Raw genomic sequence first — 11,008 nt, forward strand, 5'->3', positions numbered from 1 at the left:
CACGAGTTCATTCTACGAAACTGGCGCATCGTTAAAATTGCGACGACTAAAGCTCAGCGTAAAATGTTCTTCAATTTGCGCAGCAACAAAAAACGTTTAGCTTGGTTCACTCATAAAGAAGTTCAGGACGTAGCTGAGAACCTCGGTGTAGAACCAAAAGTCGTACGAGAAATGGAAGGTCGCTTAAGTGCTCACGATGCATCTTTCGACATGGGCGCCGATGATGACGAAGATAGCGCATATCAGGCTCCCGCTAATTTCATTGAAGATCATAGCCATAACCCGGCTCGTCGACTGGAAAAGCTGGACAGCACTGAATACGCAAATTCCCGTTTACACGAAGCCTTAAAAACTCTGGATGAACGCAGTTTCGATATTCTATCCAAGCGCTGGTTGACCGAAGATAAAAAGACTTTGCATGAACTCGCTGATGAGTACGGCGTTTCTGCAGAACGTATTCGACAACTAGAAAAAAATGCAATGAAGAAGGTTAAAGCCCTAATCGAAGATTAAGGTTTGGCTCGATATATAAACCGCCTACTTGGGCGGTTTTTTCGTTTTAGGAGAAAAGATGAAGATCGCATTTCTTGGGATCGGCCTGATGGGCTACCCAATGACACAAAAGTTACTGGATGCCGGTTTCGAATTATTGCTATGGAATAGAACTGCCGAGAAGATGGCAGATTTCGCCGATAAAGCCGAACTTTGTGCAAGCGCCGCCGAGGCGATTAGCCAAGCAGAAATTATTATCAGCATGTTGGAAAATGGCGATATTGTCGATCAGGTTATCTATCAGTCACAAGCTTATCAAAGCGCGAAGCCGAATAGCTTATTTATCGACATGAGCTCAATTCCGCCTTCTACCGCTCGCAAGCACGCCCAGTTAGCAAAGCAGCATCAGTGTCACTATCTGGATGCGCCAGTTTCCGGCGGTACAGCAGGTGCTCAGGCGGCCACCTTATCTGTTATGGCGGGTGGTGATAAGCAGCAATTCGAACGAGCACAAGAGCTCTTCCAGGCATTTGGGAAGTCTACTTACATTGGTGATACCGGAAGTGGCCAGCTATGCAAACTGGCCAATCAAGCGATTGTCGGCATCACAATTGGCGCCGTATCAGAAGCACTGTTATTAGCCTCCGAAGGTGGTGCGGACCCTGAAGCCGTACGAGAAGCCCTAAGTGGAGGCTTTGCTGCCAGCCGTATTCTCGAATTACATGGACAAAGAATGCTAGAGCGAAACTTTGAGCCAGGCGCGACCTCTCGTGTCCAGCTTAAAGACCTGAAAACTATACTTGATGAAGCGCGAAACGAAGGTCTGACACTGCCCCTATCTCAGCGTACTTATGAGTCTTATCTATCTCTGGTTGCTAATGGCAATGAAAATGTCGACCATAGCGGCCTACTGCTTGAGCTAGAACATATGAACCAGACTCAACTGAAATCTACTAGTTAAGTGTTTTAGCAAACTCATCGCAAGGATATAAGCATGCCCAAGTTCGCCGCCAATCTCACTATGCTATTTACCGAACTTCCTTTTATGAGTCGCTTTGAGGCTGCCTCAAAAGCCGGTTTTAAGTACGTTGAGTACTTATTTCCCTATCAATGGCCCGCTAAAGAACTTGCCGAGGCACTCGATGCTAACGGGCTAGAACAAGTGCTATTCAATCTCCCGCCTGGTAATTGGGATGCAGGAGAGAGAGGTATCGCCGGCTTACCCGGACGTGAGGATGAATTCAAACAAGGGCTCGAAACAGCGCTGGAATATGCGCAAACACTTGGGGTTAAGCAGATTAATTGCTTATCAGGTTTAAAACAGCCTGACTGTAGTGACGAGCAACACTGGCAAAAACTTGTTGCTAACGTCAAATATGCTGCCCAAGCGCTTGCCAGAAAAAATATAACACTGATGGTTGAAGCAATTAACAGTAAAGTTGATATGCCTGGGTTCATAATTGATACATTAGACAAAGCTCTGCAGCTACTCGAGGACGTCAATGAAGAAAATGTAAAGATCCAGTTTGATATCTATCATATGCAAATCATGCATGGCGATATTATCCGTAAGATAGGATCTGCCCAAGCCCAGATCGGCCATATCCAGTTTGCCGATAACCCCGGCCGACACGAGCCAGGTACCGGCGAGCTTAACTTCTCGCAGATCTTCAAAGCACTTGATAGGCTTAATTACTCAGGCTATATCAGCGCCGAATATATACCATCATCTACCACTGACGCCTCACTCTCATGGCTTTCCCAAAGCAATAAGTAAGCGGGTTACGAACATTTAACTGGTTATATAAATCCACTAAGTTTATATATTTATATTCACTGCAAAAGGCAGATAGCGCTTTAACGCAAGGTATAGATTTAGACAATGAACTGGTGGGGAAAATTAATCGGTGGAGCCTTGGGCTTCGCATTTGGCGGTGGCCCCTTAGGCGCTTTGTTAGGCGCGGCTATTGGTCATAGCTTCGATAAAGGTATGGCCAATATCGAAAACTTTTCTGGTGGCAATCAGGAAGAAATACAAGCGGCTTTTTTTGCTGCCACATTTTCGATAATGGGGCGTTTGGCAAAATCAGACGGCCATGTATCTCAAGTCGAAATTCAAGTTGCTCAAGACACCATGAGCAAGATGCAGTTGACGGACGAGCAACGTAAAGCAGCAATCAATTTATTCAATCAAGGCAAGCAAGAAGATTTTGATTATATCGCTGCCATGGATGACTTAAAGCGAGTCTGCGGCCGTCGTACCAATCTCCTTAGAATGTTTATGGAGATACAGCTAACCACCGCGCTTGCCGACGGAGAATTACACCCAAATGAACACCAGCTGCTTCTTGAAGTAGCCGAACACCTTGGTTTCCAGAAACGAAATTTTGAACAACTACTGGCAATGATGACAGCTCAGCACCGGTTTACCGGCTTTGAGCACGATACGTCAGGCCATGTTAGCGAAGAACAAATGATCAGTGCTGCCTATGAAACTCTAGGCGTACAGAGCAATTGCAGTGATGCTGAACTAAAGAAAGCCTATCGTAGACTGATTAGTCAACATCACCCGGATAAACTTGTTTCGAAAGGCTTGCCAGAAGAAATGATGAAAATAGCCACCGAAAAAACTCGGGAAATAAAAGACGCTTATGAGCGAATTAAGAAATTCAGAGCCCAAGCAAGCAGAGGTTAAGATGCGCGTACTCGTAATTGAAGATGATAAAGATGTAGCGGCTTATTTAGTCAATGGCCTCAAGGAAAACGATAACGTTGTAGATCATTCTGCCGACGGTAAAGAAGGTTTATTAATGGCAGCCAGTGAAAGCTATGATGTTATGATTATCGACCGCATGTTGCCTGGAATGGATGGTCTATCCATTATTAAAACGATCCGCGCAACCGGTAACCAAACACCTGTACTGATCCTTAGTGCACTAGGCGACGTAGATGATCGTGTTGAAGGTTTACGCGGTGGTGGTGACGATTATCTGACCAAGCCTTTCTCCTACACTGAGTTACTTGCTCGCCTGGAAGTATTAGTCAGACGCGGGGCAACCAGTGGCTCCGAGAAAGTGACTCACCTGCAAGTTGCCGACCTTGAAATGGATTTGCTAGCCCGCTCTGTCAAACGCGGTAGCGAAAAGATCGACCTACAACCTCGCGAATTTCGCTTGCTAGAGTACCTGATGAAACATGCAGGCCAAGTGGTGACTCGTACTATGCTATTGGAGCAGGTTTGGGATTATCATTTTGATCCACAAACCAATGTGATCGACGTCCATATCAGCCGCTTACGATCAAAGATCGATAAGGACTTCCCGAAACAACTACTACAAACAGTTCGAGGCGCGGGATACATTCTTAGTGAAGATTCTTAGTCTTCTTCGGACCTCTACCTTTCAATTGGCGATCATGTACATGGTACTGTTCGCCACATCTGTCTTTATCCTGATGGGTTTTATCTATTGGGCTACTGCCGGCTACATGTCGAGCCAAACCGACGAAACTATTGAGGCTGAAATTATAGGCCTTGCTGAGCAATACCAAAGGCAAGGGCTCAACGGTTTAATCAGCGTTATCCGGGAGCGTGTCGCGCGAGACCCAAATGGCAAGGCTATTTACTTATTTACCGCCAGAGACTTTATTAAGCTCGCCGGTAATATAAGTAAGTGGCCTGAAGATGGAGAAGTACAGGAGGGCTGGCTAAACTTCACCCTTGGCGAGAATCTAGGGTGGCCAGGTGAAGAATCCCGGCCTGCTCGTGCCCGTGTATTCATCGTGCCTGGTGGACTAAGGCTGCTTGTTGGCCGCGATGTAAATGAATTTATGGCCGTTAAGCAACTCGTCGAACGTGCGATAAACTTTGGCATGGGAATTACCTTCGCTCTGGCGATGCTTGGCGGCATTATGATGAGCCGTAGTACAGCAAAAAGGGTTGAGCTAATTAACCAAACCAGCCAGCGGATTATGCAAGGGAATCTTTCTATTCGTATCCCGGACCGTGGCACCAATGACGATTTTGACCAACTCGCACGTAATCTAAATGAAATGCTCGACCGAATCGTTCAATTAATGGAAGGCATTCGTCATATTTCAGACAATATTGCTCACGACCTGCGAACCCCTCTGACTCGTCTAAGAAACCAGTTAGAAAATACACTGATCAGTGTAGAGCGCGACCAAGACAGACAACAGGTCGCCAATGCAGTCGCGGAAGCTGACCAACTACTCGCTACCTTCAATGCCCTATTACGTATTGCTCGCCTTGAGGTGGGTAGTAAGTCTTCAAATTTCCAACCTTTCAATCTAAGTGAACTGGTACAAGATGCTGCCGAGCTATATGAAGCACTTGCCGAAGATAAGAACCAGAAACTTGCGATTTCGATAGAAGAAAACGTTAACCTGAACGGTGATCGAGACCTTCTGTTTCAGACCTTGTGTAACCTGATCGATAACGCAATAAAATACACGCCGGAGAGTGGCTGTATAGATGTATCACTCCACAGCACTCAGAAAGATATATATCTATCAGTTGCTGACTCAGGAATTGGAATTCCAGAAGAGGAAAGGGAGAAAGTATTCCAACGCTTTTATCGCGTTGCCAAGAGCAGGTCTTTGCCAGGTAATGGTTTAGGTTTAAGCCTGGTACTCGCTGTGATGGATATCCACCACAGTAAAGTTATCTTAAATGATAATGACCCAGGCCTAAAAGTGGAGCTGGTTTTCCCACGAAGTACTAAGCTTCTATCAGGCAGTAAAGATAAAGAACTTAATTAGAACTGCGCTCTAACACGATCAATCGTATATTTAGCCGGAAATACAGCCAGGTTCTTAGCACTAATAAAAAGCTTCTCAGTGTTATCTACAATGCTTTCAACTTTTGCTTTGCTAACATCTACTTTTGCGTTAAGGCTATCCATTTCACCTTCCAAACGCTTTTGTCCAAACATCAAAAAAGCAATCAAATTATGACGGTTAATCTGGTTTTCAACACCCATAGCATCTAGGTTATAACCTAATGCATCAATTTGTGATAAAGCACTTTCAGCAAGTTCATTCAATTTTTTCTGTGCTTTCATTGTCTTCTCCAATATGCTTTTATTAAATATACCTTCTGAAAAGCAGGACCTTACTACACCTACTCTTCTAGTTCTTGGCGCTAAGGGTACTTAGATAGTTTAGGTACTTCAACCTAGTTTTATACGACAAAAGATGTGAATACTAAATGGGACGTTACAGACCACCGCAAAAGCCTGGATCAAAATACATTACACCTGAAGGCGAAAAGAAGCTAAAGGATGAGCTAAATTATTTATGGAAAACAAAGCGTCCTCAAGTCACCCAAGCAGTTTCTGAAGCTGCTGCACAAGGTGACCGTTCTGAAAATGCCGAGTATATTTATGGAAAAAAGCAGCTTAGGGAAATAGATAGTCGTGTTCGCTTCCTTAGAAAGCGCCTTGATGACATGGTAGTGGTTGACCGTAAGCCTGACGATTTAACAAGGGTATTTTTCGGTGCCTGGGTCACCCTCGAAAATGACGAAGGAGAAGAGTCTCGTTTTCGCTTAGTCGGCCCAGATGAATTTGACCTTTCAATTGGTTATTTGAGCATCGACTCACCACTGGGGCGCTTGTTACTTAAAAAGCAAATAGATGACGAAGTTGAACTCAATACACCTGATGGCGTGGTCAGCTATGTAGTCGTCAATATCGATTACCTTGATAATGATCACTAGTACCTAGACAGCTTTTGTAAAAACGATAATATATCTGCTTAGATCAAGGAGAGAGCCATGCCTAAAAAATATTTTCATTTTATGCTTTTATGTTTCCTTATACCTTCAATCAGCCTCTCTGAATCACCAGATGAGGATTGGGATGAAGACGAGGATCTTGAATACTTTTTCTCAACCAGGCAAAAATCAACGCTTGAGGATTTTCCACTTCAAGAAATTGGTGGTGAAGAGCTCTCTAATGCTGCGATTGCCGGCGCACTAAAAGCCGATACCTCAAGCGGTCAAAATGCTAAACCTATTTACCTTCAAGAAAAAGAAGACAGTGATAAACAGAAGGCTGGTGATGCACTTAAGGAAGATGAATTGCTTAAAGCAGGTGAAGACTTGCAACTAAATCAGTTTCAAATACCCACAGCTGAATTTCAGCAGCCTATTTATTCCCAGCCTACTGGGCGTACCTATTCCGCGCATAGTACAAACACGATTTCCCGTCCTTAGGCTAATCGAAGATTAAATTTCTAATGAGAATTAGAAATATGGAAAGATCGCGCGTTTATTTCATTCAAAAGGAAAGTTGTTAACAACTTTATTCCATCGTTAACTACTTTTCCCTATGAATAGCGGCTGTAAATACGGCTAGCTCATCACTCAACTGTTACTGATTTTGCTAAATTACGTGGCTGATCCACATCGGTACCTTTAATCAACGCAACATGATAACTAAGCAACTGCAAAGGCACAGTATATAAAATCGGCGCGACGATCTTTTCACAATGTGGTACGTCTAGTACTTTCATGGTGTCATCACTTTTGAAGTGTGCGTTTCGATCAGCAAAAACATACATCAAACCACCTCTTGCACGTACTTCTTCAACGTTAGAATGCAGTTTTTCTAGAAGCTCATTGTTCGGTGCAACAACAATGACTGGCATGTCTGCATCGATAAGAGCCAATGGGCCATGCTTTAATTCGCCTGCGGCATAAGCTTCAGCGTGAATATACGAAATCTCTTTAAGCTTCAGTGCACCTTCCATCGCAACCGGGTATTGATCACCACGACCCAGGAATAAACTGTGGTGCTTGTCAGCAAAGTCTTCCGCCAATTCGGCTATTTGCTTATCCATATCCAAGCTTTGTTCGATGATTGAAGGAAGTGCCTGTAAGGCCTCAACGATCGAAGCTTCCGTTTCGGCTGGCATATTTTTGTTCTTTCCAATAGCGACGACAAGCTGCAGTAAGCCAACTAATTGAACGGTAAATGCCTTGGTGGATGCTACGCCGATCTCAGCGCCCGCATTCATCATATAGTTTAAGTCTGACTCACGAACTAGTGAAGAACCAGGCACGTTACAAATGGTCAAACTAGCTTTATATCCGATTTCTTTGGCCAGTCTTAGTGCTGCCAGAGTATCGGCTGTTTCACCTGACTGCGAGATTGTAACCAATAGTGCATTAGCCGGAACAACCGACTTTCTATATCTAAATTCAGATGCAATTTCGATATTACATGACACACCAGCAATTTCTTCAAACCAATAACGTGCGACCATGCCGGCGTGGTAGCTCGTACCACAGGCAATAATTTGAACGTGATCAATGCCTTTTAGAATCTCTGCTGTATTTTCACCAAAGGCCGTGTCAAGAACCTGGCCGTTTGCAATTCTACCCTCTAAGGTGTTCTTAATAGCAATCGGCTGTTCATAGATTTCTTTTAGCATGTAGTGCTTATATGGCCCTTTGTCGCCAGCATCATGCGAGACATCAGACTCATTGATATCTCTTGATACTTCACTACCTACAGCATCATAGATGGTCACGTCTTGGCGTGTCAGTACGGCGATATCGCCTTCTTCTAGGAAGGAGAAACGGTTCGTTACTGGTAATAATGCTAATTGATCTGATGCCAGGAAGTTTTCTCCTATGCCATATCCTATCACTAATGGGCTACCAGAACGCGCTGCAATTAGCTGGTCTGGATCACTGGTATCCATAACAACCGTTCCGTAAGCACCTTCTAATTGCTTCACAGTTGATCTGAATGCTGATAATAGTGAGTCATGTGTTTTTAGTTCATGATGAACTAGATGAGCAATCACCTCGGTATCTGTATCCGAAGCAAATTCATAACCCACGGCACTTAGCTTCTCACGCAGAGTATGATGGTTTTCAATGATCCCGTTGTGAACAACTACAATTTCGGAACCTGATACATGAGGGTGGGCATTACGTTCGCTAGGTTCACCATGAGTTGCCCAACGTGTGTGTGCAATACCGGTTCCACCTTTGCAAGGGTTTGCCTTTAGTGCGTCTGCCAATTCTTGAACTTTGCCTATACGTCTCAAGCGATTAAATTCGCCTGCTTCAGACAATAAAGCCAACCCTGCTGAATCATATCCTCTATATTCTAAACGCTTCAAACCTTCGAGAAGAATTTCAGCTACATCCCTTTGAGCCACAGCTCCAACTATTCCGCACATACCTTTTGTTCCTGTTTTCCAAATCTTATTCGATTACTTTACTAGTCGAAATCTTTAACTTACTTTTTGCTGGGTCTGTCCCAACCATCGATATTTCTTTGCTTTGACCTGGCTACAGCTAGTTGTTCTTCTTCTATATCTTTATTGACAGTAGACCCCGCGCCAATAGTCGCACGCTTACCAACTTTCACCGGCGCAACTAATGATGTATTGGAGCCAACAAACACATCATCTGCAATTTCTGTTTGAAACTTGTTAACGCCATCATAGTTACAGGTAATTGTACCTGCACCCACGTTAACATTTTTGCCTAAGGTTGCGTCACCAACATAGCTAAGATGGTTAATCTTACTACCTTCACCAACGGTCGTCTTCTTGGTCTCAACAAAGTTACCGACTTTCGCTTTAGTTTTTAAACTCGTTCCGGGTCTCAGTCTTGCAAACGGGCCCACATTACAGGCGCTTGCCACAAAGCTATCTTCGATAATTGAATTAGCATGTATCGTGGTACCAGCACCGATTGTTGAATTTTTGATAATGCAGTTTGGTGCAATGCTGACATCCTCACCAAGTACGACATGCCCTTCGAAAATACAATTAAGATCGATAGTGACATCTTGGCCGCATTCTAATTCACCGCGCACGTCTAAACGATTTGGATCATAGATGGTGACACCTTGAAGCATTAGCTGTTCCGATATCATGCTTTGGTGCCAGCACTCTAATTCACATAGTTGCAGGCGATTATTCACGCCTTGAACTTCCTGCTCAAAACTTGGCTGATGGCTTTCAACTCGCAAGCCATTTGCTACGGCGATCTCGATAATATCAGTTAAGTAGTACTCGCCTTGTGCATTGCTGTTACCAAGTGTCGGAATAAACTTATGCAACACTGAAGCCTGTAGAGCAAGTATTCCGGTATTAACTTCCGGAATCATTAATTCTTCTTCTGAAGCATCTTTTTGTTCTACGATGGCTTCAATATCGCCATCTGCGTTCCGAACGATTCGACCATAGCCCGTTGGGTTTTCAAGGTCGACTGTCAATAAGCCAAGCTGCTTCTCATTAACTAAAGCCGTTAATTGAGACAATGTTGCCTGACTGGTTAAGGGCACGTCTCCGTATAGTATTAGTACTTGCGCGTCTTCTGGAATGTGGTCGATTGCTTGTGCTACCGCATGGCCCGTACCTAGCTGCTCAGCTTGTAAGCACCAGTTTACATCTTCTTTAATTGTGTCTTTTACCTGATCAGCACCGTGACCGATAACAATATGTATACCTTCAGCATCTAACTTATTCGCTGTATCCAACACATGCTGTAGCATTGGCTTTCCCGCTACAGGGTGCAAAACTTTTGGTAATTTAGACTTCATTCGAGAACCTTGCCCAGCTGCAAGGATAACCACATGTAAACTCATAATCGTTTTTCCTAAACTTTTTCTACTACAATCGTTTGATTATAGACACTCCATATGACATAAAAGAAAAAAGGCAGCTAAATAGCTGCCTTTTTTCTTTATTTTACGAATTACTGCTCATTAATGCTTATTTCTCATTCGCTGAATCACGCGTAGTCGCGCTGATGCTTCAGCTAGTTGAGATGCTGCTCGAGAGTAATCAAAATCGCCGCTCTGATTCGCCAGCTCTCTTTCTGCTTCTTTCTTAGCTTCCAGAGCTGCTGCTTCATCAACGTCGTGAGCTCGCTCTGCACTATCTGCTAGCACAGTTACTAAGCTTGGTTGAACTTCCATGTATCCGCCGGATACGTAGAAAACTTCCTCTTCGCCGCCTTGTTTGATAACGCGAACAGGACCAGGATTCAACTTCGTCATTAGTGGAGCATGGCCTGGAGCAATACCCAAGTCACCCATTTCGCCAGCTGCAACAACTAGCTCAACAAGACCCGAATAAATTTGCTCTTCAGCACTTACGATATCGCAATGCACGCTAATACCCATAATTTCTACCTTCATCAGGGAAGCACTTTAAATATCTTAAAGTGCTTCTACTAAAGGATGATTACATGTTTTTCGCTTTTTCGACTGCTTCGTCGATAGAGCCAACCATGTAAAACGCCTGCTCAGGAAGATCATCGTACTCACCGCCCAAGATACCTTGGAAGCCACGGATAGTGTCTTTCAAAGATACATACTTACCCGGTGCACCCGTAAATACTTCGGCAACGTGGAAAGGCTGTGACAAGAAACGTTCGATCTTACGAGCACGTGCAACTGTCTGCTTATCTTCTTCAGACAATTCGTCCATACCAAGAATCGCAATGATGTCTTTCAATTCAGCATAA

12 protein-coding genes and 1 pseudogene are annotated in these 11,008 nt (G+C 44.0%); 8 read left to right on the plus strand and 5 right to left on the minus strand.

Translation table 11 applies throughout. The annotated features are described in order from the left end of the window. From A3735_RS17210 to A3735_RS17235, 6 genes are all read left to right on the plus strand, one after another. A partial coding sequence (locus A3735_RS17210; protein WP_304439992.1) for a sigma factor-like helix-turn-helix DNA-binding protein occupies positions 1–513 on the plus strand: 513 nt, incomplete at its 5' end. Positions 514–571: 58 nt separating this feature from the next. Then, the gene (locus A3735_RS17215) at positions 572–1,453 is read left to right on the plus strand and encodes an NAD(P)-dependent oxidoreductase (protein ID WP_068506579.1); all 882 of its coding nucleotides are present in this window, start codon (positions 572–574) and stop codon (positions 1,451–1,453) included. A 33-nt stretch (positions 1,454–1,486) separates the two neighbouring features. Next, positions 1,487–2,269: a hydroxypyruvate isomerase gene (hyi, locus tag A3735_RS17220; RefSeq protein WP_068506576.1), complete on the plus strand. Its 783-nt coding sequence runs from the start codon at positions 1,487–1,489 to the stop codon at positions 2,267–2,269. A 105-nt stretch (positions 2,270–2,374) separates the two neighbouring features. Continuing rightward, positions 2,375–3,187, plus strand: coding sequence for a co-chaperone DjlA (gene djlA, locus A3735_RS17225; RefSeq protein WP_068554994.1), 813 nt, complete (start codon positions 2,375–2,377; stop codon positions 3,185–3,187). Then, positions 3,144–3,872 carry a response regulator transcription factor gene (locus A3735_RS17230; protein ID WP_304438941.1) on the plus strand — a complete coding sequence of 243 codons (729 nt, stop codon included), beginning with the start codon at positions 3,144–3,146 and terminating at the stop codon, positions 3,870–3,872. The genes djlA and A3735_RS17230 overlap by 44 nt, the downstream gene beginning before the upstream one ends. After that, on the plus strand, positions 3,859–5,271 hold the full coding sequence (locus A3735_RS17235) for a HAMP domain-containing sensor histidine kinase (RefSeq protein ID WP_068506566.1): 1,413 nt from the start codon (positions 3,859–3,861) through the stop codon (positions 5,269–5,271). Before A3735_RS17230 ends, A3735_RS17235 begins: the two co-directional genes overlap by 14 nt. Here the strand turns inward: A3735_RS17235 and A3735_RS17240 are convergent. Further along, complete coding sequence (locus A3735_RS17240) at positions 5,268–5,573, minus strand: hypothetical protein (protein ID WP_068506565.1); 306 nt, start codon at positions 5,571–5,573, stop codon at positions 5,268–5,270. The two genes, A3735_RS17235 and A3735_RS17240, sit on opposite strands and share 4 nt — an antisense overlap. Before the next feature lie 146 nt (positions 5,574–5,719). Between A3735_RS17240 and greB the strand changes: the two genes are divergently transcribed. Continuing rightward, positions 5,720–6,229, plus strand: coding sequence for a transcription elongation factor GreB (gene greB, locus A3735_RS17245; RefSeq protein ID WP_068506562.1), 510 nt, complete (start codon positions 5,720–5,722; stop codon positions 6,227–6,229). A gap of 57 nt (positions 6,230–6,286) precedes the next feature. Beyond that, a complete protein-coding gene (locus A3735_RS17250) occupies positions 6,287–6,727 on the plus strand; it encodes a hypothetical protein (protein ID WP_068506560.1) in 441 nt (146 codons plus the stop codon). Between the two features lie 146 nt (positions 6,728–6,873). Here A3735_RS17250 and glmS read toward each other — a convergent pair whose 3' ends face one another. The 4 genes and pseudogenes from glmS to A3735_RS17270 all read right to left on the minus strand — a co-directional run. Beyond that, positions 6,874–8,706: a glutamine--fructose-6-phosphate transaminase (isomerizing) gene (glmS, locus tag A3735_RS17255; protein WP_068506558.1), complete on the minus strand. Its 1,833-nt coding sequence runs from the start codon at positions 8,704–8,706 to the stop codon at positions 6,874–6,876. A 59-nt stretch (positions 8,707–8,765) separates the two neighbouring features. Continuing rightward, positions 8,766–10,124, minus strand: coding sequence for a bifunctional UDP-N-acetylglucosamine diphosphorylase/glucosamine-1-phosphate N-acetyltransferase GlmU (gene glmU, locus A3735_RS17260; RefSeq protein ID WP_068553201.1), 1,359 nt, complete (start codon positions 10,122–10,124; stop codon positions 8,766–8,768). Between the two features lie 120 nt (positions 10,125–10,244). Then, complete coding sequence (locus A3735_RS17265; RefSeq protein ID WP_068507286.1) at positions 10,245–10,664, minus strand: F0F1 ATP synthase subunit epsilon; 420 nt, start codon at positions 10,662–10,664, stop codon at positions 10,245–10,247. A 61-nt stretch (positions 10,665–10,725) separates the two neighbouring features. Further along, positions 10,726–11,008, minus strand: a pseudogene (locus A3735_RS17270) (F0F1 ATP synthase subunit beta); the annotation flags it as partial.

This window comes from Oleiphilus sp. HI0061, assembly GCF_001635675.1.

Excerpts from the sequence above, each read along its gene's own strand:
- djlA (WP_068554994.1), top strand. The coding sequence starts at position 2,375 with ATGAACTGGTGGGGAAAATTAATCGGTGGAGCCTTGGGCTTCGCATTT.
- glmS (WP_068506558.1), bottom strand. The coding sequence starts at position 8,706 with ATGTGCGGAATAGTTGGAGCTGTGGCTCAAAGGGATGTAGCTGAAATT.
- hyi (WP_068506576.1), top strand. The coding sequence starts at position 1,487 with ATGCCCAAGTTCGCCGCCAATCTCACTATGCTATTTACCGAACTTCCT.
- glmU (WP_068553201.1), bottom strand. The coding sequence starts at position 10,124 with ATGAGTTTACATGTGGTTATCCTTGCAGCTGGGCAAGGTTCTCGAATG.
- A3735_RS17265 (WP_068507286.1), bottom strand. The coding sequence starts at position 10,664 with ATGGGTATTAGCGTGCATTGCGATATCGTAAGTGCTGAAGAGCAAATT.
- A3735_RS17230 (WP_304438941.1), top strand. The coding sequence starts at position 3,144 with ATGAGCGAATTAAGAAATTCAGAGCCCAAGCAAGCAGAGGTTAAGATG.
- A3735_RS17215 (WP_068506579.1), top strand. The coding sequence starts at position 572 with ATGAAGATCGCATTTCTTGGGATCGGCCTGATGGGCTACCCAATGACA.
- A3735_RS17240 (WP_068506565.1), bottom strand. The coding sequence starts at position 5,573 with ATGAAAGCACAGAAAAAATTGAATGAACTTGCTGAAAGTGCTTTATCA.
- greB (WP_068506562.1), top strand. The coding sequence starts at position 5,720 with ATGGGACGTTACAGACCACCGCAAAAGCCTGGATCAAAATACATTACA.
- A3735_RS17250 (WP_068506560.1), top strand. The coding sequence starts at position 6,287 with ATGCCTAAAAAATATTTTCATTTTATGCTTTTATGTTTCCTTATACCT.